This is a genomic window from Vibrio penaeicida (genome assembly GCF_030689305.1).
Classification (GTDB): Bacteria; Pseudomonadota; Gammaproteobacteria; order Enterobacterales; family Vibrionaceae; genus Vibrio; species Vibrio penaeicida_B.
The window spans coordinates 60,860-87,273 of the sequence record NZ_JAUYVM010000004.1 but is presented as its reverse complement, the minus strand read 5'-3'; the positions used below and the strand labels follow the sequence as shown (position 1 = coordinate 87,273).

General features: G+C 42.4%; 25 protein-coding genes. 12 read left to right on the top strand and 13 right to left on the bottom strand.

Going from position 1 to position 26,414, the window contains the following annotated elements:
- Window positions 1–142: 142 nt before the first annotated feature.
- From Q8W40_RS08470 to narQ, 4 genes are all read right to left on the bottom strand, one after another.
- Complete coding sequence (locus Q8W40_RS08470; protein ID WP_305396752.1) at window positions 143–2,749, bottom strand: LuxQ periplasmic sensor domain-containing protein; 2,607 nt, start codon at window positions 2,747–2,749, stop codon at window positions 143–145.
- Window positions 2,750–2,767: 18 nt separating this feature from the next.
- Window positions 2,768–3,865, bottom strand: coding sequence for an autoinducer 2-binding periplasmic protein LuxP (locus Q8W40_RS08465; RefSeq protein ID WP_305396751.1), 1,098 nt, complete (start codon window positions 3,863–3,865; stop codon window positions 2,768–2,770).
- A gap of 165 nt (window positions 3,866–4,030) precedes the next feature.
- Complete coding sequence (locus Q8W40_RS08460; protein WP_305396750.1) at window positions 4,031–4,663, bottom strand: response regulator; 633 nt, start codon at window positions 4,661–4,663, stop codon at window positions 4,031–4,033.
- Entirely contained in the window at window positions 4,650–6,368 is a 1,719-nt protein-coding gene (gene narQ / locus Q8W40_RS08455) for a nitrate/nitrite two-component system sensor histidine kinase NarQ (RefSeq protein WP_305396749.1), read from the bottom strand. Before narQ ends, Q8W40_RS08460 begins: the two co-directional genes overlap by 14 nt.
- A 258-nt stretch (window positions 6,369–6,626) precedes the next feature.
- Here narQ and napF point away from each other — a divergent pair, with 258 nt between their 5' ends.
- The 6 genes from napF to Q8W40_RS08425 all read left to right on the top strand — a co-directional run bounded on the left by napF (window position 6,627) and on the right by Q8W40_RS08425 (window position 11,198).
- Entirely contained in the window at window positions 6,627–7,118 is a 492-nt protein-coding gene (napF, locus tag Q8W40_RS08450; RefSeq protein WP_305396748.1) for a ferredoxin-type protein NapF, read from the top strand.
- Window positions 7,119–7,120: 2 nt separating this feature from the next.
- Window positions 7,121–7,426, top strand: a complete 306-nt coding sequence (locus tag Q8W40_RS08445; protein ID WP_305396747.1) for a chaperone NapD — start codon at window positions 7,121–7,123, stop codon at window positions 7,424–7,426.
- Window positions 7,423–9,912 (top strand): periplasmic nitrate reductase subunit alpha, encoded by a 2,490-nt coding sequence (gene napA / locus Q8W40_RS08440; RefSeq protein WP_305396746.1) that lies wholly within the window; start codon window positions 7,423–7,425, stop codon window positions 9,910–9,912. The genes Q8W40_RS08445 and napA overlap by 4 nt, the downstream gene beginning before the upstream one ends.
- Window positions 9,913–9,987: 75 nt before the next feature.
- A complete protein-coding gene (locus tag Q8W40_RS08435; RefSeq protein WP_101113949.1) occupies window positions 9,988–10,446 on the top strand; it encodes a nitrate reductase cytochrome c-type subunit in 459 nt (152 codons plus the stop codon).
- Window positions 10,447–10,471: 25 nt separating this feature from the next.
- Complete coding sequence (locus Q8W40_RS08430) at window positions 10,472–11,050, top strand: NapC/NirT family cytochrome c (protein ID WP_101113950.1); 579 nt, start codon at window positions 10,472–10,474, stop codon at window positions 11,048–11,050.
- A gap of 10 nt (window positions 11,051–11,060) precedes the next feature.
- Window positions 11,061–11,198: a TIGR02808 family protein gene (locus tag Q8W40_RS08425; RefSeq protein WP_305396745.1), complete on the top strand. Its 138-nt coding sequence runs from the start codon at window positions 11,061–11,063 to the stop codon at window positions 11,196–11,198.
- Window positions 11,199–11,307: 109 nt separating this feature from the next.
- Here Q8W40_RS08425 and phaC read toward each other — a convergent pair whose 3' ends face one another.
- The 7 genes from phaC to Q8W40_RS08390 all read right to left on the bottom strand — a co-directional run bounded on the left by phaC (window position 11,308) and on the right by Q8W40_RS08390 (window position 18,625).
- Complete coding sequence (phaC, locus tag Q8W40_RS08420) at window positions 11,308–13,113, bottom strand: class I poly(R)-hydroxyalkanoic acid synthase (RefSeq protein ID WP_305396744.1); 1,806 nt, start codon at window positions 13,111–13,113, stop codon at window positions 11,308–11,310.
- Between the two features lie 57 nt (window positions 13,114–13,170).
- Window positions 13,171–13,518 carry a phasin family protein gene (locus Q8W40_RS08415; RefSeq protein ID WP_101113953.1) on the bottom strand — a complete coding sequence of 116 codons (348 nt, stop codon included), beginning with the start codon at window positions 13,516–13,518 and terminating at the stop codon, window positions 13,171–13,173.
- Between the two features lie 85 nt (window positions 13,519–13,603).
- On the bottom strand, window positions 13,604–14,809 hold the full coding sequence (locus Q8W40_RS08410; RefSeq protein ID WP_305396743.1) for an acetyl-CoA C-acetyltransferase: 1,206 nt from the start codon (window positions 14,807–14,809) through the stop codon (window positions 13,604–13,606).
- A gap of 24 nt (window positions 14,810–14,833) precedes the next feature.
- Window positions 14,834–15,574 (bottom strand): SDR family oxidoreductase, encoded by a 741-nt coding sequence (locus tag Q8W40_RS08405; protein WP_101113955.1) that lies wholly within the window; start codon window positions 15,572–15,574, stop codon window positions 14,834–14,836.
- Window positions 15,575–16,382: 808 nt separating this feature from the next.
- Window positions 16,383–17,522, bottom strand: coding sequence for a conjugal transfer protein TraF (locus tag Q8W40_RS08400; RefSeq protein ID WP_305396742.1), 1,140 nt, complete (start codon window positions 17,520–17,522; stop codon window positions 16,383–16,385).
- Window positions 17,523–17,687: 165 nt separating this feature from the next.
- Window positions 17,688–17,966, bottom strand: coding sequence for a GIY-YIG nuclease family protein (locus tag Q8W40_RS08395; RefSeq protein WP_305396741.1), 279 nt, complete (start codon window positions 17,964–17,966; stop codon window positions 17,688–17,690).
- Window positions 17,963–18,625 (bottom strand): YceH family protein, encoded by a 663-nt coding sequence (locus tag Q8W40_RS08390; RefSeq protein ID WP_305396740.1) that lies wholly within the window; start codon window positions 18,623–18,625, stop codon window positions 17,963–17,965. Before Q8W40_RS08390 ends, Q8W40_RS08395 begins: the two co-directional genes overlap by 4 nt.
- Before the next feature lie 420 nt (window positions 18,626–19,045).
- Between Q8W40_RS08390 and Q8W40_RS08385 the strand changes: the two genes are divergently transcribed.
- On the top strand, window positions 19,046–19,360 hold the full coding sequence (locus Q8W40_RS08385) for a DUF496 family protein (RefSeq protein WP_101113960.1): 315 nt from the start codon (window positions 19,046–19,048) through the stop codon (window positions 19,358–19,360).
- Window positions 19,361–19,669: 309 nt separating this feature from the next.
- Entirely contained in the window at window positions 19,670–19,924 is a 255-nt protein-coding gene (locus Q8W40_RS08380; protein WP_101113961.1) for a YgjV family protein, read from the top strand.
- Window positions 19,925–20,069: 145 nt separating this feature from the next.
- Here the strand turns inward: Q8W40_RS08380 and Q8W40_RS08375 are convergent, their stop codons facing one another.
- Window positions 20,070–21,194 carry an ROK family protein gene (locus tag Q8W40_RS08375; RefSeq protein ID WP_305396739.1) on the bottom strand — a complete coding sequence of 375 codons (1,125 nt, stop codon included), beginning with the start codon at window positions 21,192–21,194 and terminating at the stop codon, window positions 20,070–20,072.
- 118 nt (window positions 21,195–21,312) lie between these two features.
- Entirely contained in the window at window positions 21,313–22,143 is an 831-nt protein-coding gene (locus tag Q8W40_RS08370; RefSeq protein WP_305396738.1) for a glycerophosphodiester phosphodiesterase, read from the bottom strand.
- A 245-nt stretch (window positions 22,144–22,388) separates the two neighbouring features.
- Here Q8W40_RS08370 and Q8W40_RS08365 point away from each other — a divergent pair, with 245 nt between their 5' ends.
- From Q8W40_RS08365 to Q8W40_RS08350, 4 genes are read left to right on the top strand one after another with little or no spacing between them, the layout of a single operon-like run.
- Window positions 22,389–23,450 (top strand): ABC transporter ATP-binding protein, encoded by a 1,062-nt coding sequence (locus tag Q8W40_RS08365; protein WP_305396737.1) that lies wholly within the window; start codon window positions 22,389–22,391, stop codon window positions 23,448–23,450.
- A 2-nt stretch (window positions 23,451–23,452) separates the two neighbouring features.
- On the top strand, window positions 23,453–24,322 hold the full coding sequence (locus Q8W40_RS08360; RefSeq protein ID WP_305396736.1) for an ABC transporter permease: 870 nt from the start codon (window positions 23,453–23,455) through the stop codon (window positions 24,320–24,322).
- Entirely contained in the window at window positions 24,322–25,152 is an 831-nt protein-coding gene (locus Q8W40_RS08355) for an ABC transporter permease (protein ID WP_305396735.1), read from the top strand. Before Q8W40_RS08360 ends, Q8W40_RS08355 begins: the two co-directional genes overlap by 1 nt.
- 14 nt (window positions 25,153–25,166) lie before the next feature.
- The gene (locus Q8W40_RS08350) at window positions 25,167–26,276 is read left to right on the top strand and encodes an ABC transporter substrate-binding protein (protein WP_305396734.1); all 1,110 of its coding nucleotides are present in this window, start codon (window positions 25,167–25,169) and stop codon (window positions 26,274–26,276) included.
- Window positions 26,277–26,414 lie beyond the last annotated feature (138 nt).

Below are 26,414 nucleotides of genomic sequence, written 5' to 3'. Positions count from 1 at the left end.
AAACGCTCGATACTTCGTTAGAGAAGTATCTAAAGGTGTCTAAATATAATCCAGACAATTTTTTATTATTTTGATCAATGTATCAGATACAAGGCCAAGTTAACTGCTTTTTATAATAATAGATTTGTAAGCAGTCTTTTTATTAAGAGCCCGTCGCAGATTTAGGGGTTTCACTTGACAATAAATCATTGGTTTTAAAATGATTAAATGCATTATAGAGAGATTTCTCTTTAAGCGGCTTAACAATAACGAAGTTGGCTCCCGCATTAAGAAATGCATTTTTTGTTGACTCAAAAGCGTCCGCAGTACAGGCATAAATAGGGGTCATGATCCCCATCTCTTGACGCATACGACGCGTAGCTTCAACCCCATCTAAGTTTGGCATTTGGTTGTCCATCAAGATCAAATCATATTCATTCGTTTTGACTTTCTCCATGGCAATCAAGCCATCTTCCGCCCAATCAACATCCATTCCATATTTTTGACAGAAGACTTTAGCTATAAAAGCATTACTCTTATTATCTTCTACCAATAGGACTCTAATTTGAGTATCAAATAACGATGATGGATCTGGGTTTGAAGCCTCTACTTCTTCAGACTGGATGCTACTGACGGGTGTAACTGGCAGCTTAATGCAGAAAGACGCCCCTTCACCTAGCAAGCTCGTCACTTTAATCGACCCACCCATTAAATCGAGTAAGTTTTTAACGATTGCTAGACCTAAGCCACTTCCACCATATTCACGTGTTGTCGTTGATTCGGCTTGAACAAAAGGTTCAAACATCGTTTCCAAACTGCTCTCTGTAATCCCGATACCAGAATCACGCACCTCAAAATTCAAGACTTCTTTCCCTGGCTCTGGGCTCTCTAGTACGAAGCGCACCACAACGCCACCAGTAGTGGTAAATTTAACGGCGTTACTTAGCAAGTTAAATAGAATCTGATTTAATCGAACTTGATCTGTCCGAATGACTTGTTTAGCAGGTATCTGATTCTGAATTTCAAAAGATAGGCCTTTATTAAAACAGAGAGGCGTATAGATTGTTTCTAGTGATTTAACTAAGTCTTCGAACACAAATTCATTAAATTCTATGTTCAGCTTGCCCTGCTCTATCTTCGAAAAATCAAGAATGTCATTAAGTACGGTGAGAAGGTGTTCACCACTTTGGTAAAGAATATCGACTTTTTCTTTATTTTCTTCCTTCGCAAGTGTGCCTTGAAGGATTTGAGTGATACCTAATATACCATTGAGAGGCGTACGAATTTCGTGACTCATTTTGGCTAAGAAATCTGCTCGCGCTACAGCGCTTCGCTCGGCTTCAATTCGAGCTAAGTTACTCTGCTTTTCTGCCTCAATAAGGGTCGTGATATCTTGCCCTTGTCCAATGATCGCGTGGATTTCATTATCAAGTTCGAGAGGAGACAAGTTCCATCGATAAATTTTATTATCTATAGGAACATTGACACCCATTAACGTTTCACCCGTCATCACCATTCTCAAATAAAAGGCGACTTTACTTTGGAAACTCTTGAATCGATCATCAATATCACTATCACTTAAGCCTAATTTGGAATTGAGCGCCCTCTCAGCTGCAGGGTTCATTCTAAGTACGCCGCCTTCTGTGTCCCACACGATGATCGGAGAAAGTGAGAAATTGAATAAGTCCTGAAAAGATTTGTCTTTCTCTCTTAGCTCTTCAAACGTTTTTTCCAACGTATGCCCAACATGGTCAAACTCATAAATACTTGAACCTTGAAACTCAGAGGATTCGATTCTGTCACCAGCAGAACGTGTGTACTCCATCAAGCTTTTTAGCTCATTAGAGACGAGTCTTTGAATAATTTGGCGCGTCAAAAGCGCTAATGCAAACATGGTGAACATACTGATTGCTAGACCAACTTTGTAGTTTTCCTCTAGCGTCAATATGTTCGAGTTAGTTTGAATCGTGTAGATATATATTGGGGTGTCTTCCCCATTGATAAGCAGGTTTGTTGCATTAAATAGATGCCCACCAGAGGAGCCCGTATCGCCTTGGTTTAAGTCTTCCAAAACTTCTGAGTACAGCGGCTCTTCGGGTTGAATGGTACTAGCGATTGCTGTATTGCCTATCATCATAATGACAGCATCACTATTGGAGGCGACCTGAAGTTGATCTATTAGTGATAAATTTCGATTAAGAACGACGGATATATACAAATGCCCCAGTACCTGTCCATTTTCTAGGCTGATGATTGGGGTTCGACGAATCAATAAATTTCTTTCACCTAATACAGTGTCTTGGCTTAGGTAATGCCAATCACGCCCGAAGCTGATAGAAGTCGAGATCCGTTCCATATGAACTTTTGTTAAGCCATAGAACAGACCATTTCCATCATTCCATTCAACTTCACCTCTGTCTGTGGTTATGAACCGAAAATCTGGTGTGTTCAGAGGGTCATTTTGTTCCAAATCTAGGAAGAAATAGTCAATTTTATTTGAGTGGATATCGGCTAAGTTGTTCTGAAGTGTAATGTTAAGGGCATTACTGTCTTGGTGGCTTTGCAATGTTGCCAATTTATAATCAAGTAAGTTTTGCAACAAGCTAGACGTTTGAGATGAACTGCGAGCTACCTCCTGCTTAATAATGCTGGATGAGAAGTGGTAACTCTGAACCATAACACCGATGGTTAGAACACCAAAAATAATAACGATCAGGCGAACAATTAGGTTCGCCAGCGAGCGCCTTTTAGTCGTAAGTTTTTTAATCATCCTAGCTCAGCTTTTCCATTAGTCAGAATATCTGAAAGCACGAAGCTTTAATTCTTGTATTCTTTCTTCACTGTCTTGACTGGTTACTATCTCAAAATCTCCGGAATAAACGGTTGGGACAGGTTTATCCTCCAGGTCCATTTTAATGGCTTCCGCCATCGCAACACCAGTGTCATCGTTCATTCTCATAATGGTAACATTCAATTCACCTTTTTGTATCGCTTCAAGCTCTGCACTTCCACCACCCCAGCCGTTAATTACGATATCTTTGCGACCCAGCTCTTTAATTGCATCGGTAGCACCCAACGCAACATCGGTAGAGCACGCGTAGATAAAGGACAAGTTATCGCCTTGACTAAGTGCATTTTTCGCTGCTTCGTACCCGCTTTGACGACTTGCTTTTGTGTAAAATGACGAACGTAATTGATACGCCTCACCTTCGTTACTCATCGCTTCGATGAATGTATCGCCGCGTGCAGCACTTATATAGCCTTGCGAAAAGAAGAGTACAGAATAGTCACTACCGCGAGGAAAACGTGATTTAAAATGGCTTGCGAGTGCGCGGCTACCTGTTGCGTGGTCAAACCCTACATACATGAAGGGCTGGTTTTGAGACCATGCTTTAAGTGGTGTGGTAATGTTTTGCAGTATGAGTTTTGTATCATTACTGTTTAGAACGTGTTCAATGAATTTTCGGTGACGACCGGTATCAAGCGTAAAGATCAAATACCCGGATTTATTGCGAATTGCCTCCATCAACGAAGCACTTTGTTGCCTAATGTCGACATTAGGGCGCGTAAATACTTTGTTGACTTGGTAATCAATACCCAGTTCATCCATGCGTTTACTAAACGCAGTGATGTTACGTCGCCAATAATCAGAGACTTGTTCACCAGGATAAATAACGGAAATCGTTACTGGTTTCGTTTGTCTTACAGCCAGAGGAGTTGGCTCTGAGCGAACGACCTCACTAAAGTTCCTCACTAACCCCTGCTGTTCAGGAAATGTTTTTAGATAATCACTGTATTCCCAATAGCCATTGAGAGCTTGTGCTGCGTTTAAGCCGGATGTTAGAGCCAAACTTAAGGTGCCAACCAAAAGATGTTGCAATTTCATATCTTAATCACCAATTTGCGTGATGCCTCACGATAATATAGTTGATGTAAAAAAGAATTTATATCGCAATTGCTTAGGATGAGTCTGACTGCTTATCCTTAACGCAATTCATGGTAAAGTCTGGCACGATTCGAAAAAAATGCATCATATTGCATTAGTATTTTGTTACCTAGGATCACCAAAATGCTCTAAATAGAGAATAGTGGCCGCAGTTCTGGAGGACACCTCTAGCTTTTTTAGTAAGCTTTTCATATGAACTTTCACTGTGGACTCTGAAATAAACAAACTATCTGCTATTTGCTTATTACGAAAACCCTTAGCGACTTCTTGCAGAATCTGTTGTTCACGGTCCGTTAATAGGTCCATCACTGAAGGTTTATCACCTCTTTCTATTAAGTATTTGCGAACTTCTTCACTGTAAATTTGGCTGCCAGACATGGATTCTTTAATCAGCGCAATCAAATCGTCTGGTTCAGTATCTTTCAGTAAATAACCGTCGGCACCAGCTTTAACCATAACATCAATGTCATTTGGGCTATCAGATACCGTTAAAACCACGATTCTAGCCTCTATGTCTTCAGACCTAAGTGCTTTTAGAGTATCTAGACCCGACATGCCCTTCATATTAAGATCAAGCAAAATCAAATCCGGTTGTACTTTTAAAGCAATAGCAAGTGCATCAGAACCGTTACTTGCCTCACCCACGACACTAAATTCGTCTTCAAAGCTCAGGAGTTGAGCGATCCCTTTGCGCATCAAAGGATGGTCGTCAACGATGAGTACATTACAGATCGTCATTTTGATCCTCTTTCACTGTATAAGTTAATTGTATTTTACAACCATTCTCTGGTTTGCTTTCTATCTCTAACCGCCCGTTGAGCCTACCCGCTCTTTCTTCCATAATGCTTAACCCATAGTGATTAAGCTTTTGATGATTAACATCAAAGCCAATACCATCGTCTACTACTACAACTCGCATTTCGTTGTCAGACTTTGTGCAGTTAACTTCTATGTGTTTTGCCTTGGCATGCTTCACTGCATTCAAAACAGCCTCTCGAACTAATTGAAGTACGTGGATTTGTTCATTGGCTTTAAGATTCAATGAAGCGACTTGGTTGTTAACAGTAATAATAGAATCCGTTTGATCTCTTAGTGGAATGATCATTTGAATAAGCGCTTCATCAAAATTCGCATCCTTAATTGAAAGACGAAACGTATTCAGCAACTCTCTGAGTTGGGTATAAGCCCCCGTCAGCCCACTATCAATATCCGATATAATGGACGGTAGTGCAGCTCGTTTTTTATCTGATCCACTGTTAAGCATCCTCTTTAGCAAGCTTACTTGAATCCTAAGATAAGATAAGGATTGAGCGAGTGAATCATGAAGTTCACGCGCTATCGTTGCCCTTTCTTCCATTAGAATGAGGTATTCTTCTTGTTTTTGAGTCTGAGAGTAATAGATACCCTGGGTGAGCACTTGAATGATGCTGTTTATCAACTCTTGATCAGGACACGGCAGCATAAACTGAGTTTCTAGTGCTCCCAATACCTGATTATCCAATTCTAGCGATGTGCGGTTCCATTTGTTATTTGGCTTAGCTATACCTCTTTCAATCACTTCGCTTTGCTGTGGATCGCCTAATGTCAACTTTACCGCGGCGACACCCTCTAAGCTGAACATAAAATCTATGACTTTCTCGATGTGACTTTTTGTAATCCGAGAAACGTTAAGTGCCTGTGAACAGTGATACAGCACCTGCAACGATTGATTGGCATGGCGCAGTCGGTGAGTTTTCTCTTCCACCGCAGTTTCTAGGCCACGATAGAGATGACCTAACTCAGTGGCCATTGAGTTAAATGTTTCCGTTAGCCTAGAGAGTTCATTATCCCCAGACACATGAAGCGCCACGTCAAAGTTCCTATTTTGAATCTCGTAACTCGCATGGCTTAACCTGTTTAGTGGGTTAACTATTTCTCTTCTTACGTAACGCACTACAAACGTAGAAATAATGAGGATGCCACCTAACCCCACTCCACCTATCCACGATAACGTAATCAACTTCTGTTCAGAGTATTCCTGTAACCCGAGTACAAATTCGTCGATCTGCTGTACAAAATCGGCGACCTGACTTAAGTACACATCGTTCTGTTGGGAATGTAGCAAGGTATTGAGTTGCTGCCATCTTTGAATGATCAGCATATATTCTTGCTGAATATCGGCTGGAACCGTCCAGTGTCGAAGAGCCGACATTGAAGGTGAGAACAAAGAACTTTCAAATTGTTCAACGTGCAAATTGAAATCAAGTGAATCACTTTGAATGTCATACGCGAGGCGATAGCTCTGCATTCGCATAGAACCTGCAACGTTCACAGCTTCTGCGTCATTAAGGCTTGAAGCCAAAGTAAGAATCGCAAAGCTCGTCGTCGTTATCGAGAGCAATAGAATGAGTAACAAAGCTTGCGCGACGGTGCTTGTTACTGGTTTTTTGGGTAAGTTAAACAAAATTGTTTTCTCGTCTCGATTCCAAGTTCAAAACAATAACCTCGGTAGATTTCTTAGTGAACCAATTATTTTGAACAAATTGCCATCCATCTCATAGCCATTAGCGCTTGAATTGTTGATATTTTTATTGATCTAAAACAGTTTAGACTCCGATTACCCCTTTAGGGTTATTTAATCAATTGTGACTAAAACTAAACTATTTATGTGCAGTAATGAAGATCTGTTAACAGATTTTAATGGCTTATATAAGAGGTTGTTTTGGTTGATCAATTCCGCAGGCGTTTTTTTTCACGAAAGCAAGAAGCTGAGACTCACCCTCGGCTGCCTTGGTTGAGTGGCGCTAACGAATTTACCGATCAGTGTACACGCTGCAATAAGTGTGTAAATGAATGCGAAACACAAATCATCAAACACGGCAGTGGCGGATTTCCCACCATTGATTTCGATCTTGGTGAATGTACGTTTTGTTATCAATGCGCCGACGCATGTCCAGAACCTCTTTTTCTTAGCCAGAATGAAATGGCATGGCAAGCCAAAGCAATCATTAATAAAGATTGCCTTGCCTCCAAAAATGTCGAATGTCGATCTTGCGGTGACCAATGCGAAACCATGGCGATTCAATTCAAACTCGCCGTAGGTAAAGTCGCCCAACCTGAATTAAACCTTGATGAGTGCAATGGCTGCGGTGCGTGCGTTTCTGTGTGCCCAACTTCATCCATCAATGTGAGCATACAAAATAACGAGAGATAACTATGTCACTAAATGAAGTGCATATTTCCAGCTTAGTGGTGCACGTGTCACCAGAACATCTGTCACGAACAAAATCTCGAATTGAAGAGTTTGAAAACGCAGAAGTTTTTGGAGACAGCCCTGAAGGGAAAATTGTGGTGGTTTTGGAAACAGAAAACCAAGGCTTCATCACAGACACCATTGACGCAATTAATAACTTGCCGGACGTCCTGAGTACAGTATTGGTTTATCACCAAATCGAAACTGATCTAGAGGACAAGGATGAAAACACTGGAACGCAACATTCCCAATTAGAGGGTGAAGTATGAAAATGACAAGACGTGCGTTTGTGAAAGCAAATGCAGCAGCATCGGCAGCAGCCGTCGCAGGTGTAACGCTACCTGCATCGGCCACCAATCTGATTGCCAGCTCCGATCAAACTAAAATCACATGGGACAAAGCACCTTGTCGTTTTTGTGGGACGGGTTGTTCAGTATTAGTGGGAACTCAGGGCGGCAAAGTGGTCGCAACTCAAGGTGACCCTGAAGCGCCTGTTAACAAAGGTCTTAACTGCATCAAAGGTTACTTTCTTTCCAAAATCATGTACGGAAAGGATCGTCTTACTCAACCTCTACTGCGGATGAAAGACGGAAAATTCCACAAAGACGGTGACTTTGCCCCTGTTTCTTGGGATACCGCATTCGATATCATGGCAGAAAAGTGGAAAGATGCTCTAAAAAAACGCGGACCTTCTGGGGTCGGAATGTTTGGTTCTGGTCAATGGACCGTGATGGAAGGTTACGCGGCAGCCAAAATGATGAAAGCGGGTCTGAGATCAAACAACATTGATCCAAATGCTCGTCACTGCATGGCTTCTGCCGTTGGCGCGTTCATGCGCTCATTCGGTATTGATGAGCCAATGGGATGTTATGACGACTTTGAACACGCAGACTCTTTCGTACTGTGGGGTTCAAACATGGCAGAAATGCACCCAGTACTTTGGACTCGCATTACGGATCGTCGTTTGAGCTTTCCACACGTCAAAGTTAACGTCCTTTCTACCTACTACCACCGTTCATTCGAACTTGCCGATAAAGGCTACATATTCGAACCGCAATCCGACCTTGCTATCGCCAACTTTATTGCGCATTACATTATCGAAAATGATGCTGTTAACTGGGATTTTGTTAACAAACACACCAATTTCAAGCAAGCGACGACAGACATCGGTTACGGATTGCGCGATGACGATCCTCTACAAATGAAAGCTCAAAACCCTAATTCAGGGAAAATGAGTTCTATTACCTTTGAAGAATACAAAAAATCTGTCGCACCTTATACCGTAGAAAAAGCTTCTGAAATGTCGGGGGTTTCTGAAGAGAAGCTTATCGAATTGGCGAAACAATACGCCGACCCAGACACCAAAGTGATGTCACTCTGGACGATGGGAATGAACCAACATACTCGTGGCGTTTGGATGAATAGCTTGATCTACAACATCCACCTTCTTACGGGCAAGATTTCTACTCCGGGGAACAGCCCATTCTCACTAACAGGTCAACCTTCTGCATGTGGTACGGCTCGAGAAGTAGGTACATTCTCTCACCGCCTACCGGCTGATATGGTCGTTGCAAATCCTAAGCACCGTGCATACGCAGAAAAAATTTGGAACATTCCTCCGGGCGTTATTCCACCAAAACCCGGCTACCACGCAGTTCTTCAAGATCGCATGCTAAAAGACGGTAAGCTAAATGCATATTGGGTAATGTGTAATAACAACATGCAAGCGGGTCCAAACATCAACAATGAGCGACTTCCTGGATATCGCCATCCTGACAATTTTATAGTGTGTTCAGACCCCTACCCAACGGCAACGGCTCAAGCAGCTGACCTCATCTTACCTACGGCTATGTGGATTGAGAAAGAAGGCGCGTACGGAAACGCAGAGCGTCGTACTCAAGCTTGGTACCAACAAGTTGACACCGTCGGCGAGGCAAAATCTGACCTTTGGCAGGTAATGGAATTCTCTAAGCGCTTCAAAATGGAAGAAGTTTGGACCGAAGAAATGCTAGCCCAAGCGCCTCAATACAAAGGCAAAACCATGTATGACATGTTGTTTGCTAATGGGCAGGTAGATAAATACCCAATAGAAGAAGCTCGTGAGTTAAATGACGATGCGCACCATTTCGGCTTCTATGTACAGAAAGGTCTGTTTGAAGAATACGCGGAATTCGGGCGCGATCACGGTCACGACCTCGCACCATATGATGTTTATCACCAAGTTCGTGGTCTTCGCTGGCCTGTCGTCGATGGCAAAGAAACGTTATGGCGTTATAAAGAAGGCTCCGACCCATATGCGAAAAAAGGATCGGGTTGGGACTTCTACGGTAAGCCAGACGGTAAAGCACTGATTATTTCTGCGCCGTACGAAGCTCCACCTGAAGCACCTGATTCTGAATTTGATCTTTGGTTATGTACTGGTCGAGTTCTTGAGCATTGGCACACAGGCACAATGACAAGACGAGTACCAGAACTCTACAAAGCAGCACCTGATGCCGTTTGTTACATCCACCCTGCTGACGCAAAAGCACGTGGTCTTCGCCGTGGCGAAGAGGTTCTCATGTCCAACAAACGCGGCGAAGTTCGAGTGCGGGTAGAAACCCGAGGTCGAAATCGTCCACCAGAGGGCTTGATATTTGTGCCTTTCTTCGACGCTAGAATCCTAATTAATAAGCTGATTCTTGACGCGACTGATCCGTTATCGAAGCAAACCGACTTTAAGAAATGTCCGGTGAAAATCACCAAGATTGCGTAACGCAAAGTCGAAAGATAACACTGACCGCCATTGCGGCGGTCTGATCAGAATTTAGCTACAAGGCGGAGATTTAGAATGAAAAAACTCATGTTAACACTGCTGTCGGTGGGCGCAGTATTAAGCGGAACAGCGGTTGCTGAACTTGAAAACCCAGGTGGAATCGGGGGCGTCGAATCCCTTCGCGGTGTAAGCGAATTGGAAACAACTCGCCCTGCAGACGATTTTAAAAAGTTCCCTAGGGAACAAGTTCTGGAAAGCAGCTATGTTTATCAACCACCATTGATCCCTCATAACATTCGTGGTTATGAAGTGTCTTTGAACGCCAATAAATGTCTCGCTTGCCACAGTTGGAAAAATGCAAAAGAAATGGGTGCCACGAAGGTCAGTGTCACCCACTACGTAAACCGCGAAGATGCCGTGTTGGCAGACATGTCACCAAGACGTTACTTCTGCTTGCAATGTCATGTTCCTCAAGCAAACGCAAAGCCGCTTGTAGAAAACGAGTTTAAGAGTGTCGACTCACTGAATAAGTGATTAGTCACTCCATAAGAGGCGAATTATGAAAATACTAAAAGCGTTTTGGAAGAGATTGATAAGCCCTAGTAAGGCAGCCGTTGGGGTTGTACTCTTTATGGGTTTTGCAGGTGGTTTACTCTTTTGGGGAGCGTTCAACACGGGTATGGAAGCTACAAACTCGGAAGAGTTCTGTTCTGGTTGTCACGCACCAATCGTTGCTGAAATTCAAGAAACTATTCACTATTCTAACCGTTCTGGTGTTCGTGCTATCTGTTCTGATTGTCATGTCCCCCATGATTGGGGTGACAAAATTGTCCGAAAGGTTCAAGCATCTAAAGAGTTGTTTGCTCACTTTGTGTTAAAGACAATTGACACACCAGAGAAGTTTCAAGATCGCCGAGCTTACCTTGCTGAAAGAGAGTGGTCTCGATTTAAGAACAACGACTCTTTGGAATGTCGAAATTGCCACGAATTTGAATTTATGGACTTCTCTGAGCAAAGCACAAGAAGTGCCAACCAGCACTCAACGGCGTTGGCTTCTGGTGAAAAGACATGTGTCGATTGCCATAAAGGTATCGCGCACAAATTACCAGATATGCACGGCGTAGAAGGCTGGCAATAAGGAGATTTAGATGAGTAATTTAGAATCAATTATCTGGCATGTATTGGGCTATTCTGCAATGCCAGTCATCATCATCGGGGGTTTTCTAGGGGTCGCTGCCGTGTCTTTATGGCTTCTATCACTTGGAAAAGATAAAAAAGTAAGTTGATAGAAACCTTTGCTTGCTGAAGCCTTTATGGCTTAAAAAGAAAACTCCCACTATTGTGGGAGTTTTTGTTTTAAGCCAACTGTGTTGTTAGTATTATTTTTTCGAGATATTAAGCGGTTTCCGCTTCTTTCTCTTTTACTATGTCTTCAATCACTGGCAGCGTTTGTTTTACATAGTTTCCAGGAGCGAGTCCCAGTACTGGGTAGTCTTCATTACCAATGCTAAATGGCTCGCGCTGTTCTTCTGGGTTAAAGCTCAACAACCACTTGTTCCAATGCAGCCACCATGAACCATCATGATGTTCAGCATTTGTCATCCACTCTTCAGCGGTGTCATCAAGATTATCGTTTGTCCAATACCCGTACTTTTTCTTGTCGGGGTGGTTAACAATACCCGCTATGTGACCTGACTCACCAAGTACAAACGTCTTGTTTCCGCCAGTGTTAAGCGCACCACGATAAGTACCTTGCCACAAAGCAATATGATCATCTTTCGTGGAGATAAAGTAGCTTGGGATACGGATTTTATTCAGATCAATCCAAACACCGCCAATTTTTACGCCTTTATCTTTAACAAGCTTGTTCTCTAAATAAAGCTGACGAAGTAGGAAATTGTGTGTTTTAGCCGCCACATTTGTACTATCACTGTTCCAGTACAATAAATCGAAATCTACTGGGCTATTGCCCTTCAGGTAGTTATCAACGTAGTAGTTCCAGTATAGGCTGTTTTCACGCAATAGACTGAATGTCACGCTCAATGAACGCCCATCCATGTAACCTTGTAGATTGTTCTGGGCTTCAATCGCTCGAATTACAGTGTCATTGATATACGCACCGACTTCTCCTGGTTGTGAGAAGTCTAATAGCGTCGTGAAGAAAGACGCCGATTTGATGCGCTTTTTCATTCTTTTCGCAGCATAGTATGCAACTGTAGAAGCCAATACCGTTCCACCTATACAATATCCAGCAGCATTAATTTGCTCCTGACCTGTAATAGATTCAATGGCATTGACTGCTTTTACGACACCCTCGGTAACATAATCACCAAACTCAACGTTTGCCTGTGATGGACCTGGATTGCGCCAAGACATCATGAAAACGGCGTGGCCTTGTTCAAGCAACCACTTAACCAATGAGTTTTTCTCTCTTAGGTCAAGAATGTAATATTTATTGATGAATGGTGGAACAATTAGTAGCGGTGTCGCATTGACTTGCTCAGTAAGAGGGCGATATTGAATGAGCTCAAATAGCTCATTTTGGAAAACCACTTCCCCTTTGGTATTAGCGACATGCTCACCGATTTGGAATGAATCGGTATTGGTCATGCGAATTTTAAGGATGTCTGCACTTGCTTCAACATCTTCTCTGAAGTGCTGAAGACCTGTTACCAAGTTTTCACCATTCTTCTCCATCGTCAGTTTCAGTAACTCTGGATTAGTTGCGATAAAGTTGCTTGGTGACATTGCGTTAATCGTTTGACGAGAAAAGAAATTCAACCTTTCTTTGGTTTTCTCGTCTAATCCTTCAACTGCGTCAATCGTGTCCATATAGGTACGACTGAAGAGTAAGTAAGATTGCTTAATGAAATTGTAATAAGCGTCTTCTTGCCACGCTTTGTCCTGAAAGCGTTTGTCGCCTTTTTCAGATTCTATAACCGAACCTTGGTTGGCTTGGAGTGCTACTTTTTGCCAAATTTCCAGTTGCTGCTCCCACCACTTGGTCTGAACTTCCAGCATTGCTGCTGGTTGTTGAGCGGCTTTTTCTAGTAATTCGGTGGTGTCTTCAAGGCTGATTTCTTGCATTGCCTTGTTTAGAGGAGTGTTTACGGCTGCCTTGCCTTGCTCAAGATCTTTCCACCATTGCTGGTTGCTCTCTTGGAGCTTAACAAGGTAGTCCGATAAGAAGTTTTGAAACATGATAAAACCCTTTCATCGGATCAAAAAAACGCCACCCAATAGGGTGGCGCCATTATCTTAAGCTGGAGTAGAAGCTTTCAGATTGTCTGCAGTAATAGTCTCAACATCATCTTTAAATTCAGTGGCAATAGACTGCAGTTTATTGCTGTCTTCTGTTAGCTGCTGAGAAAGGCGAGTAAGTACAGATAGCTGCTGGTTGCTGAAAGAAGCCAAAGAAGTTACATCTCTTACTTCACTTGCTGCTTTCATCTGAGAAAGACCAAGCTCGCTGTATGCGCGAATGGCATTTAGGTGTAGCTCAGTCACTACCTCAGCGTTTTTTGCAACTAGTTTGTTGAACTTTGTGTAAGGTTCAAAAGTTTTTTCAGTTTGGTCAGTGAATGCTTTAAAAATATCTGTGTACATGGTGTCTCTCCTGATAAACAATTTTCCATTGAGTGAATCGATTTCAATTCATTTGAGGTAGTAACCTCAATGAGTAAAACAGTCTTTAACTGCGTTTAAGTACCACAGCCGTTCCCATTCCACCGCCAATACATAACGATGCCACACCTGAGCTGCTGCCCTGACGTTCCATTTCATGGATTAGAGATACAATGATTCGGTTTCCAGACGCCCCTAGAGGATGACCTAGTGCAATTGCGCCGCCATTCATGTTTGCTTTTGAAAGAATCACGTCTTTTTCAACTTCGTGATGCTCAGCAAGTTGATGAACAACGCCGAGAGCTTGAGCAGCAAACGCTTCATTTAGCTCAAACACATCAACATCTGAGATAGAAAGTTCAGCTTTACTTAGGGCTGATGTCACAGCTTTAACCGGTCCTAACCCCATGACTTTGGGATCTAGACCTGTCTGTGCGTAAGAAGCCAGTTCGCATAGAGGTGTCAGGTTTAAGCGCTTTACAGCAGACTCCGATGCAACGACCAATGCACTCGCACCGTCGTTAATACCGGATGCATTACCAGCGGTTACCGTACCTTCTCTATCGAAAGCAGGTCGTAGTTTTTGCAACCCAGCTAGGCTTGCATCCACTTTTGGGTATTCGTCGGTATCAAATGTGATCGTTTCACGGCGGTTCTTAACTTCAACAGGAACGATTTCTTGCTTGAATTTCCCTGCCTCAATCGCAGCAACGGCTTTTTGTTGGCTCGACAACGCATATTCGTCTTGAACCTGACGAGTTAAACCAACTTCTTTAGCAATGTTTTCAGCAGTAACACCCATGTGGTATTGGTTGAAAACATCGGTTAAGCCATCTGAAACAAGCAGATCTTTGAAGTTAAGATCACCCATTTTGTGCCCTTGGCGTAAGCTTGTTGGGGCAGCAAAAGGAATTTGTGACATGACTTCAACGCCCGCAGCAACAACCACTTCTGCATCACCACTTCGGATATGAGAAGCCGCATCCATCAACGTTTTCATACCACTGCCACACACCATGTTAACCGTGTATGCAGGTACGGTTTCTGGCACACCAGCAAAAATGGCGGCTTGACGCCCTATGCTCATGCCTTGACCAGCAGCAACTACATTTCCAACGATTACTTCATCAATGTCTGAAGGTTGAACATTGGCAGCTTCTAGTGCCCCTTTGATTGCTACTGCACCCAGTTCACCAGCAGGTGTATTTTTCAGAGTGCCGCCAAACGCGCCAATGGCAGTACGCTTTGCCGCGACGATATAAACTTTTTCCATTGTAGAATCCTTAGTAACTTTGAATTAACTCATGTACAAACCGCCATTCACCGACAATGTTTCACCGGTAATGTAGGCAGCTGCGTCGCTTGCAAGATAGCTAACCGCTTTTGCGATCTCTTCTGGCGTTGCGAGTCTCTTCATCGGGATTCCACTCTTAATGGACTCAAGTACGTCTTCTCTAATAGCCGTCACCATAGGCGTAGCCGTGTATCCAGGAGCAACAACATTAACTGTTACACCTGCACGCGCACCTTCGGCAGCCAGTGATTTAGAAAACCCAATCATCCCTGCTTTTGCAGCAGCGTAGTTGGCTTGTCCGAACTGACCTTTTAGACCGTTTACTGAGGAAATATTGATGATTCGCCCACCACCCTTTTCGCACATTGCAGAAAAAAGAGGCTGGGTAACATTGAATAGGCTGTTTAGATTGGTATCGATAACTTCAAACCAACTGTCAGCCGACATTTTTTTGAAGACGCCATCTCTGGTAATTCCAGCGTTGTTAACAACAACATCTGGCGTACCTTGCTCTACGAGAAGTTTCTCAAGCCTTTCACTGCATTCTGCAGTGTTCGTTACGTCAAGTTCAAAGAGCAAGACTTGCTCTTCAGTGAATTGCTTCTCATCGAACCATTCTTTTGCACATTGATAATTCCCAGTGTAGTAAGTCGCAATAATACGATAACCTTCACTAACCAATTGAGTGCTAATAGCCGACCCGATTCCTCCCTTGGAACCAGTGATCAAAGCGAGTTTTTCCATTAATGACTCCGTTCTTACAACAAGCGTGACGCAAGACGTCAAAACCAACTGACGTTATTTTTAACGTCTCAATGAGATTTATTCTTAATCTATTTAATACGTTCAAAGATTCAGATTTATTTTTAATTTAATAGAATTCTATGACGTTTTTATTTCTTGTTATTTAAAATAAGCAACATTTCTAATAAATCTACTTACAAAGTTTGGTTTATCACTAAAACAAGATCACTATCTCAAATATCATGCACTTATGTTAATGAAAAACTGAATAAGAAACTTATATTTTACATTTGAGAAACATAATCGTGCGAATTTTAATCAAACCCTATATTAATCATAAGGTTACAAACGTTATATATAGATGTATTATTTAAAATCACAAAATATATATTCATTGTTATAAAACACATTAAAGAGATGCGAATAAATAAATTCATTATTCTTCATCCAATTACAGTGATAGTTATATCATCAGATATTAATTTTAGGTTAAACGCATCTATTATTTATAAAATATAAAGGAGTATATAATTAAGAGTTATTTACTTTAATATAAATACGGAAATGGAGAAAAATAATCTTAGGATAGATTTTTCATTCCCTATTCATTCAAAACTTTGATATTAAAAGTTGCTGATTTGAGAGCAAATGGGAGAAATTACTTCAATTATTTTTGTAAAAATGAATACCACACTTGGTCGTTTTTCAGTAGAAAAGCCAGTTATAAAACAACTTGGATCATTCAATCTACATTTCCAATGTTGTTTTATAACTGGCTTTCAGGTGAGACACTGACTAGAGGTAAAATTTAGAAAGTGAAAGCTAAACTGCCTGAAGCGCCAAACTGATTGTTTCCTGCGTAGCTACCTGCGAGATCAATGTTAACCACGTCAAATGGACTGAAACCTAGCCCAAATGTGACAGAGTTGTCTACAGTACTTTTGGTATCAATCTCATAACCTAATCGTAATTGAGCCCAGTCCCAAGCGTTAGCTTCTGCTCCGAGTCGGACAAACTGAGTATCATCATCGACTCCTACAAAACGCGTTTGAGCCGTCAGATCAGCGTCTGCAGCTAATGTAAAGAACTCTGAAACAAAAGCTCCCCCTAATGTTATCTGTGGAGACAGTTCGTATACAAAGTTTGTTTCAGTAGTTATTGATTGTTTTAGAACGTCTTTAATGGCTAACGCTCCTCTAAAATTGTCACCGAGTAACCATACCGCGCCCAAATCTAAGTTGAATGCTGACTCTGTTGTTTCTCCTTCATCATAGTCATTGATTTTGAAGTCATTAACATTAATGTTTTGCGAGTAAGTAGTCAGGTTTTGAAACTTAGGAGTTACACCAAAAGAAAACTGCTGACCACCAACGTTAAGTTGCTTAGCTAACGCTACCCCTATTTCGGTGTAGCCAAAAGCAACTAAATCTACATCGGTGTTTTGAACTCGCTGCGTCGTATCCGTAAGACCATCAGAGACTTTCGACGCTACGTTTGTTACCCCAATGACTTCAACGTAACCGGCAGTAAATAGGTTCACAGACACAACTTGAGTAGGAATTGCTACCGCCACTCCGAGGTTTCCAGACGCGGTAAGGGGCTTGTGACCAGACAATGAATCTAGTTGACCGTTTAGCTCTTGGAGTAAAGCTGTGCTAGGTGCTGACTGTACTTTTTCAAAGGTATTTTGCACGTCATCTATGAGTTCTATTGCGTTATCGGTATCCCGTACTTTCACTCCACCAGCGGGAATAAGCAAAGCAAAGTCATCTGAATCTTCACTGACCGCAGAAAGCGCCGGATTGTAGAATGGAGCCACTAGGTATTCCCCTGAGGCAACCCCAGTATTCCCCATACCGTTTCCACGTCCATCGGCGACATGATTAGCTGCGCTGACAGACAGCGACAACAAAGATAAGCCAAAAACCACTGCATTTTTGTTATTCATAATCTATTCCAATTATTATTTATATAGCTCAACTATTTTCATAAATGATATGAAGATAATCTCTCTTTCAATAGATTAGTGTAATGTATGACTTGAGTTACGACCGCTATTTAATGTGATCTATAACGCCTTTTAGAAAGGTTGAACCGGATAAGTAAAAGAATGTTAATTTAGAAAAGTAAGAAGGGATTCACCAGAAACGAGTTTTTCTTTCTGTGCTTTTGGCAATTGCTTGATTTTGTACTCTAGTTTTAACGCCGCACTTTTAGAGTCTGCAACATAGAACCACTCAAGTGTTAAGGGCATTTTTCCGCGTAAAAACTTTGCCCCTTTACCCAGTTGATGCTGGCGAAACCGACGTATGACATGATCGGTTACGCCACAATACAAAGACGCGTTTTTGTCTCTTACAAGGTAAACAAACCAAGCGTCTTCACTTATCATTGATTCATTAGCGCTCGAAGCTGAGCAAGAGAATCCTTAAGCTCAGAAATTTCCAATTTAAGCTCAGCCACTTCACTTTCTAGCGCATCTACTCTCGTTGCGTCGCCAGAAGACTCGATTGAAGTAGTAGCAAGAGATTCGATATCAACTTCACCACAGAATAAGTGCTGATAGCGAGATTCACGTTTTCCTGGCTCACGAGGCAGTTTTACAACTAATGCACCCTCTTCACGTGCAGCAAGCCCTTCCAGTACACTCTCCGTCTCTTTTACATCCGTAAAGGTACAAAGCCTGTTTGTGCGCGTACGAAGTTCTCCTGGCGTTTGTGCTCCTCTGAGTAGCATGCAGCAAACTATCCCTTTTTCTTGCGCAGTAAACTTCAAGCTTCCAAATTCTGTATTACAGAACCTATGCTGATACTTCGCAGCACGAGAGTTAAAGCTGCTTTCGTCGGTCACGAGCCTACGTTGTATAAGTGAGTCCAATGCGTTTTGTACATCACCTTCAGATAATGAGAGTACAGGGTCTCGATTGCTCTTTTGATTACATGCAGACGTTAAGCTGTTTAAAGTAAGCGGGTAATGATCTGGCGTAGTCACTTCCTTTTCTATTAAGCAGCCAATCACGCGAGCTTCAATAGCGTTCAATTCAATGCTCATTCAACCTTCCTTTTTGTTCTACCCCCTGATACTAACCCTTATCTAGTGGTTAGTTACCAAAGGAATTCGTTGTGGCTTGCCATCCAAAGATAGAACAACTATTTTACTTCGGCTCAGTTCTATCTCGGTAATTTCTTGCAACTGACGACCTGTTTTATACGAGGAACTGAGCTTAGTTCTTGTGGAAGCGCAGTTCTCTTTGGTGTCGCATTCATCTATAGGTGTCATAGTTTCGCGGTAATTGTTTAAATACTTAGGAAGATGATATAGCGGTTCAGGAGTTCAACACAACTGTTCTCAGAGTGTATGTTTAAATTTTCATCATAAGATGCAAGGGATTGATCTAAAGTCTGTTAAGCGTTCCTGCATTATGTTTTAATCAAAAAAAGTTACTCGTTTTGATTTTGGGGAAAAAATCCTATGAACAACGTATTTGAAATCGTTAACCAAGCTCGTCGTAAAAACAAACTAAAGCGTGAGTTGCAGGACAACGATAAGAAAATTCGTGATAACACTAAGCGTGTTGATCTACTAGAAAACCTACTGGACTACATCAAGCCAGAAATGAAGCCTGATGAAATCGTTGCTATCATCAAAAACATGAAAGCTGATTATGAAGATCGCGTTGATGACCACATCATTAAGAGCGCAGAAATCTCTAAAGTCCGCCGCGACATTAGCCGCAAGATCCGCGAGCTAACAGAAGCAGATAAGCAAACTCAAGGTAAAAAATAAGCCGATTCGCTTATCCAAAACCGCTTTCTAACCCCTGCTACGCAGGGGTTTTTGTTTCATTCCCTCTTAAAATCTCCGCATCAAGTTTTACTGATTCGTTCAACAAAAATCGGTATACAACATTTATTTTTAACGTTTAACGTTTGCGTAATCGCTTACTTTCACTTTCCTTAACACCTTGTATTCCAGACCTATTCAGCTCTTGTTATAGTTAAACAAAATGACCATTCGGGGCAAGGATAACCCCCACCATCTCATGAAGAGAAGAATTGGTAGCTGTAACACCGATGAGACTATGAGGGTCAATTAATGGAATTTAGCACTGTAGAAATTTTAGGTTACGCATCGTCGATCATGGTAGCGATCTCGCTAATGATGAAAGACATCGTATTGCTTCGAGTACTTAACTTTATTGGATGTGCACTTTTCACAAGCTATGGCCTAATGATCGACGCTATGCCTGTTGTCGTTACCAACGGATTTATCGCTTGTGTGAATGTATACTTCCTTCTCAAAATGTATAACGAGAAAAAAGCTGAAAACTTGGAAACGGCAAAAGCGTAAATACTTTTCCCTTACCGATTGAAGTGCAATCAATTTTATTAAGAATAATTGCTAAATAGCTAACATAGAAGAAAGACCCAATAGCATTGCCATTGGGTCTTTTTTATTTTCGAAAAAGGAAGCACTGAATTTGATAAGAAAAGCACTAAGCTTGATAAGAAAGAGTCTGAAATACGGGATACATACTCGCCCCGTAGGAAGACAAGTACTTTCCAACTCTAGAAGGCGCGATCTCCGCTACGGGGTAATCAAAGCGGCTGTTCCACTCAGTAGTTAAATCCATTTCTTTAATCAATGCATCGCTTATTGCCTTCGGTGAGGTGCCGCCAATAACAACGCACTCTGGATCAAACCAGCTCAAAGTAAGCAACAGTGCGGGCATCAACTTTTCCGCGGAACGTTTAATCCAATTCGCGACAATTGGGTGAGAGATGTCGGGAATATCTTCCAACTTCACTACATCTAACCCTGCATCTTGAAGTTCAATGATCAGTTCTCGAAGGCACGGTCTCAATTTGTCACGCCGATTAAAAAATGTTCCAATTTCACCCGCATTGTTGTGCCTGCCTGAATAGAGTTTTCCATCCATGATCACAGCCCCGCCAATACCGTGACCAATTTCTATCAAAACCAAATGCTTTGTATCTTCCCAAAGCCCGGAATAATATTCACCGACTGCTGCCACCTTACAATCGTTATCGATCCAGACCGGATAATCGAACTGGTCTCCGAATAACGCCGCTAAATCAACATTTCTCCAGTGTTTCATCTGATCGATGGTGTGCACACATTTGCCATCAGACATATGTGGACCAGGCATCGAAACCCCTATTCCCAGAATTCGAGCATTCACTAATCTATGCTTTACCGTTAGTTTCTCTATCGATTTCTCAATGAGAACAATGGTGTCCTTTACGGGTTGAGATTCGTCGTAAAAAATTTCGACACGATCCAATACCTCACCAGTAAAATTGGCAAGCGCTAAGTCAATCTTTGCTATATGAAAAGCCACACCAAACGTAAAAGCCGCATAAGGCGACAATGAAACGGGCTTTGCTGGCTGCCCACGCCCGCCCTTAACTCGCTCACTTTCTTGAATAAGCTGCAAGCTCAATAGCTCTTTACAAAGAGTCGTCACAGAGCCTGTGCCAAACCCTGTTAACTCGGCAATCTTTGTTCTGGGCAAAGAACCGTGTTGACGAACAACGCCAAGAACCTTTTTTTGCCCTTCTGTTAGGCTAAGTTGAAGTGGTTTAATTGGAGACAACATGTTCCGATACTGATTCCTATATACTGCTTTTACTTGATAAATCACGTGAGCTTATTGAGCGAGTGTCTGCTGACCTTTCTCGGTTACACTATATTCTCTATGTTCAACATTCGATATTTTAGACGGGTTCAAGCCCTGCTTCGTAAACCAAAGATTTCAGCATTGCTATGTCATCATGGCTGATCATATCAATGAGTCCGTCGCGTAACCAACCGATTATTTCATTATGAACATCATAACCAAAGTGCTGATTGAAATGTTCAGTAGGAGATAAACCGTTACTCATCGTCGGCAAAAACATTCTGACACACAACCCTTCGTTCTTATACGCCTGTAGATCATCGACATGAACATGAGGGTACTCAACACAAACACAGTCCGCATTAGATGCCTTAACCGCTGCAAGCTGATCATTGTAACGTGCCAACGTCACCACTTGAATGTTCAAATTTACTATCGAGCTTTTTGCGATATTGAGTAGAACGTGGTCGAACGAAAGGAGCTGAATGTGTTCGATACTACCGGGCAACGATTTTAGCAGTTTATCTAGCTCGCTAATAAATTCCTTATGCCGCTTACGTTGTTTAACCTCAACAACCAATCCAACCCCACTATCCATTGCCCACACTAAACATTCTCTAAGCGTTGGAATTTTAGTTCCGGCAAACGATTGATCAAACCAACCTCCAAAATCGAGCGTGCTTAAATCTGAAAAACTCATTTGCTCAACATACCCCGTCCCGTTAGAGGTGCGGTCGACACTATGGTCGTGGATAACAACAATTTCATTGTCTGTGGTCATCGCTACGTCTATCTCAATGGAATGCGTTCCTTCTTGCAGTGCTCCCTCAAATGCAGGAAGCGTGTTTTCTGGATAAACATGGCAATACCCCCTATGACTATTAACGAGGACCTTTCCCAAATGAGCCACATGGAAATTAAATGACATACAGCAACCTTATTCTTTGTTAAAAAGTTTAATAAAACTGTAATCCATCTATGATTGATGTTCAATCTCTTATTGTTGATTATTTTATCATCAATAAAATATATTAAATATCAGGTATATACAAGATTTCAAGTTGACATGAAGTCTTTATTTGTCCAATAAATAGAAGCTCGTCACAATATTTTCCAGATTCATTGATTAGGATTATTCTTTGTAGGCAAGTTTAATAAGGAAGAAAAAAGCCGATGTTGCAAATTAAGGATGTAACTAAAAAGTTTGGAGACTTTGTTGCTTCAGACAGTATTTCATTTGAAGCAAAAGCCGGAGAGTTTGTTACGCTTCTGGGTCCAAGCGGGTGTGGAAAAACCACTCTTTTAAAAATGATTGGTGGTTTTCTGCCTTTAGATTCTGGCGAAATTCATATCAACGGGCACCAAGTCGACCAACAACCACCCGAGAAACGAAGCACAGCAATGTGTTTTCAATCTTATGCCCTCTTTCCGCATTTGAGTGTTTCCCACAACATCTGTTTTGGGTTGGTTCAGAAAAAGATGCCGATAGAGGAGCAACGCACAAGGTTGGCTGAGGCAATCGCCCAAGTCGGACTTGAAGATCATAAGGATAAGCTGCCATCCCAACTTTCCGGTGGTCAGCAACAACGCGTTGCTCTAGCACGAGCTATGGTTATGCGCCCAGATGTGATCTTGTTTGACGAACCATTATCAAACCTTGATGCGAAGCTTCGTGAAAGTGTTCGTTTTGAAATCAAATCGCTCCAGAAAGAGCAAAACCTCACGACAGTTTATGTCACGCATGATCAAGCTGAAGCGTTGGCCATGAGCGACAAAATCGTAGTGCTGAATAAAGGCTGTATTGAACAGATAGGCTCGCCTGAACAAATCTATTTTCAACCTAAAAACCGATTTGTAGCAGACTTCATTGGAGCCGCAAACATTCTTCCGGCCAAGGTTTCTCATACCGATACCAACAATTTATACAGAGTCGAGTGTGAACTTGGCATCTTTATTACTCAATCCGACACCTCGCCCATTTCAGAAAACATTTACATTTGTTGGCGCCCTGAGTCGGCTCATGCAGCACTTAACGACGACGAAAACCAGTTCCAAATTCAAGTGGAGAACCTTGCTTTCCTTGGAAATGTCACCGACTTGTTCGGACGAGCAGCCGACGAACCTAGCGGTCAAAAAATTCGAATTCAGCTCCATCAAAAAATGACCTGCAAAGCTGGCGATAAAGTCTCGTTTCAACTACCTAGAAACGCGATTCGTTTTTTGGAGGAGGTATAGCAGTGAAAGCCTATGTTCTTCTTATTCCAGGCTTAGGGGTCATTCTGTTCTTGATGGGCAGCGCTCTCTATGCCGTTGTCGCCCAAAGCTTCGGCATGGTCAGCCTTACAGGTGAATCATCATTTACGTTTACTTTTTGGCAAGAGATGATTTCCGATCCAATTTTACTGCGTTCTCTCGCTTATTCATTACGCACCTCTACTCTAGGAAGTTTGGGCGCGATCATAATCGCTTACCCCATTGCCATGTGGTTAAGTAAGCCATTACCCGCAAAACCACTGCTTATCGGTGTGTTGCGTGCTCCAATGTTTGTACCGGGGTTAGTCGCCGCGTTCTTACTTATAAATGTCATCTCGTATCACGGCATTTTGAATGAAGGGCTGATGGCTTTAGGTCTTCTCGATAAGCCACTTCGCTTAACAAACGATAAGTTTGGTTGGAGTGTGATCCTATTGCAAATCTGGAAAAACGTCCCATTTGCACTCATTTTATTGGGCGGTGCTATTAATAGTATTCGGAGTGACATTCTCCACGCTGCAGACGATTTGGGAGCCTCTCGTTTTTCAAAATTTAGGCAGATCGTTTTCCCGCTCACCATTCCCGCATTGCAAGCGTCTTTGATATTGATATTTATTGGTGCCCTTGGTGATTTCGCTTTTGCTTCCATCGCGGGTTCACGAAACGCTTACTCGCTCTCGATGCTGATGAACTTTACCGCGACGCAGTACTACGAATGGGAAAAAGCCGCTGTTATCGCCATGGTTATCATGCTTGTTGCTGTTATTTCCGCCGTCGTCATTACCTTAGTCACCCAACCTTTCGCAACCAAGACTCGTTCCGTTATTACGACCATTCAAGGGAGGGATTCGTAATGACTAAAAACAACAAATGGGTCATCTATCTAAGTATCGGTTTTTTCGTTGTGGTCAATGTATTGTGGCTCGGAATTCCTTTCGCAATGGCTGTGCTTTGGTCTTTGGTCGACCCTGCTCATCCCTGGAGTTTCCCCGATATTTTACCACAAGTTTTATCTTTTGCCCGATGGTCTGAGATTTGGGAAACCACCTCTCTCGAAGAAGCTCTTATCAACAGTTACACCGTCGCTCCCGCCGTTGCGTTTCTTACGGTTTGCCTCGCGACACCGACAGCCTATGCGTTTGGGCGGTTGGATTTCAAAGGCAAGAAAACGGCAGAGATTCTAACGTTACTGCCAATGGTTATGCCTTCAATGATACTGGCTATTTTCTTCAGCGGAATGCTTCTCCAACTGGGTATTTCAGAACCTTATGTCAGCATTGTTATCGCACATACGGTGCTCGCTCTTCCCTACGCAATTCGTATTTTAAGCGCTGGGTTTAGAGCCGTACCTCAAGATGTTATCGATGCATGTGCAGATATGGGAGCTAGCCGCTTTACCACCTTTCGTCATGCCTTCATGCCGATGCTGAAACCGAGCATGCTGGCTTCACTCATCTTTTGTCTGGTGATCAGTATTGAGGAATTCAATATGGCTTACGTATTGGGTGCCCCCGACTTTATTACCGTTCCAACCATTTTGTATTCCTTTCTGGGGTACTCATTCATCCGTCCGGATGCGGCTGTGGTGTCACTATTTCTAGTGATTCCTAACGTCATACTTATGCTCATTATTGAGCAACTTTTAAAAGGAAATTACTTGTCCCAATCCACGGGCAAAGCTTAGTAAACGAGGAAATTATGTTGAAATTTACCCCCTTAAAAGCGCTACTAGCTGGAATGCTGGCTTGTGTCGCGACGTCGGCATCTGCATACGACGTCACTAAGATGACATGGAAAGAAATAGAAGATCAGGCAAAGAAAGAAGGTACGGTTAGCTTTGCGGTATGGTACCTGCAACCTGGATGGCGTGAGTTTGTAAAAGGCTTCGAAGATCAATACGGTATAAAAGTTCGAATCCCTGAAGGCACATTAGACGGAAACCGAAACAAGCTGATTGCGGAAAGTAAGCGTGAAAAAGGAAAGCTTGACGTCATTGCTTTAGGGGCTTCGAATATTAAGATTTTCTCTCCAGAAAAAGTGCTTTTAAAACTGGATGTATTACCTGAGATTACAAACCTTAACACGGAAAGTGAAGGGTTTGACTCAGAGGGTTACGCGGTCACATTCTGGGGTAACCAAACCGGCATTGCGTACGATCCTTCACGTATCAAGGAACAAGACTTACCTCAAAGCTTTGAGCAGCTGAGCCAATACATGGAAACCTACTCGAAATCATTTGGCGTGAACGACCCAAATGGCGGTGGTTCTGGTGGCCGGTTTATTGAAGCCGCGATAAGAAATTATTCTGGGGAACCGAAAGGCAAAAAACTCAGTTCATCGGTGACTCAAAAATGGAGTAAAACTTGGGATTGGTTCAATCAGTATGAAGATAACATGGTGATTACCGCTTCTAACGCCGACAGCCTAACACGAATCAACGATGGTGAGATTGTTCTTGCTCCTGCATGGGAAGATCACCTAGCTGGTTTGCAAAGGCGAGGAGCAATAACCTCACGCCTGAAATTCTACATCCCTAAATTTGGTATGTCAGGTGGCGCTAATTTTGCCGCTATTGCCAAAAACAGCCAAAGAAAAGCGGCGTCTGTACTTTTCTTGCATTGGCTAACCAGTGCAGAGACTCAGACCGCCTTGAATGCGAAATTCGGCGTTGCACCACAACACCCCAATTCAGACGCCAGCCAAGCACTCGTCTCCCAAGAGATGCGCAGCCGCTCTACTCAACCTTTTAACGCTATTTACGGTAAAGAAATGAGTAAGCAGTTTACACAGAGGGTGCTTATGAAATAGCACAACGCAAATAGCGATATTCTGGATTAAAGGACGACTCCCCCTACGTTAAACTGAACTTATACAGTTAGACCACATTCAATCTCCCCAAAAAAGCAGGTGTTCGCGCACCTGCTTTTATTCTGTGTAGCTCTAACT

What these genes read in the sequence shown, in the direction of transcription:
- Q8W40_RS08470 (WP_305396752.1), bottom strand. Translation starts at nt 2,749, where the DNA reads ATGATTAAAAAACTTACGACTAAAAGGCGCTCGCTGGCGAACCTAATT.
- Q8W40_RS08370 (WP_305396738.1), bottom strand. Translation starts at nt 22,143, where the DNA reads ATGTCATTTAATTTCCATGTGGCTCATTTGGGAAAGGTCCTCGTTAAT.
- Q8W40_RS08405 (WP_101113955.1), bottom strand. Translation starts at nt 15,574, where the DNA reads ATGGAAAAACTCGCTTTGATCACTGGTTCCAAGGGAGGAATCGGGTCG.
- Q8W40_RS08415 (WP_101113953.1), bottom strand. Translation starts at nt 13,518, where the DNA reads ATGTACACAGATATTTTTAAAGCATTCACTGACCAAACTGAAAAAACT.
- Q8W40_RS08425 (WP_305396745.1), top strand. Translation starts at nt 11,061, where the DNA reads ATGAGTAATTTAGAATCAATTATCTGGCATGTATTGGGCTATTCTGCA.
- Q8W40_RS08355 (WP_305396735.1), top strand. Translation starts at nt 24,322, where the DNA reads ATGACTAAAAACAACAAATGGGTCATCTATCTAAGTATCGGTTTTTTC.
- Q8W40_RS08410 (WP_305396743.1), bottom strand. Translation starts at nt 14,809, where the DNA reads ATGGAAAAAGTTTATATCGTCGCGGCAAAGCGTACTGCCATTGGCGCG.
- napA (WP_305396746.1), top strand. Translation starts at nt 7,423, where the DNA reads ATGAAAATGACAAGACGTGCGTTTGTGAAAGCAAATGCAGCAGCATCG.
- Q8W40_RS08430 (WP_101113950.1), top strand. Translation starts at nt 10,472, where the DNA reads ATGAAAATACTAAAAGCGTTTTGGAAGAGATTGATAAGCCCTAGTAAG.
- Q8W40_RS08395 (WP_305396741.1), bottom strand. Translation starts at nt 17,966, where the DNA reads ATGATAAGTGAAGACGCTTGGTTTGTTTACCTTGTAAGAGACAAAAAC.
- Q8W40_RS08365 (WP_305396737.1), top strand. Translation starts at nt 22,389, where the DNA reads ATGTTGCAAATTAAGGATGTAACTAAAAAGTTTGGAGACTTTGTTGCT.
- Q8W40_RS08385 (WP_101113960.1), top strand. Translation starts at nt 19,046, where the DNA reads ATGAACAACGTATTTGAAATCGTTAACCAAGCTCGTCGTAAAAACAAA.
- Q8W40_RS08435 (WP_101113949.1), top strand. Translation starts at nt 9,988, where the DNA reads ATGAAAAAACTCATGTTAACACTGCTGTCGGTGGGCGCAGTATTAAGC.
- Q8W40_RS08390 (WP_305396740.1), bottom strand. Translation starts at nt 18,625, where the DNA reads ATGAGCATTGAATTGAACGCTATTGAAGCTCGCGTGATTGGCTGCTTA.
- Q8W40_RS08375 (WP_305396739.1), bottom strand. Translation starts at nt 21,194, where the DNA reads ATGTTGTCTCCAATTAAACCACTTCAACTTAGCCTAACAGAAGGGCAA.
- Q8W40_RS08350 (WP_305396734.1), top strand. Translation starts at nt 25,167, where the DNA reads ATGTTGAAATTTACCCCCTTAAAAGCGCTACTAGCTGGAATGCTGGCT.
- Q8W40_RS08380 (WP_101113961.1), top strand. Translation starts at nt 19,670, where the DNA reads ATGGAATTTAGCACTGTAGAAATTTTAGGTTACGCATCGTCGATCATG.
- Q8W40_RS08445 (WP_305396747.1), top strand. Translation starts at nt 7,121, where the DNA reads ATGTCACTAAATGAAGTGCATATTTCCAGCTTAGTGGTGCACGTGTCA.
- Q8W40_RS08465 (WP_305396751.1), bottom strand. Translation starts at nt 3,865, where the DNA reads ATGAAATTGCAACATCTTTTGGTTGGCACCTTAAGTTTGGCTCTAACA.
- phaC (WP_305396744.1), bottom strand. Translation starts at nt 13,113, where the DNA reads ATGTTTCAAAACTTCTTATCGGACTACCTTGTTAAGCTCCAAGAGAGC.
- Q8W40_RS08400 (WP_305396742.1), bottom strand. Translation starts at nt 17,522, where the DNA reads ATGAATAACAAAAATGCAGTGGTTTTTGGCTTATCTTTGTTGTCGCTG.
- Q8W40_RS08460 (WP_305396750.1), bottom strand. Translation starts at nt 4,663, where the DNA reads ATGACGATCTGTAATGTACTCATCGTTGACGACCATCCTTTGATGCGC.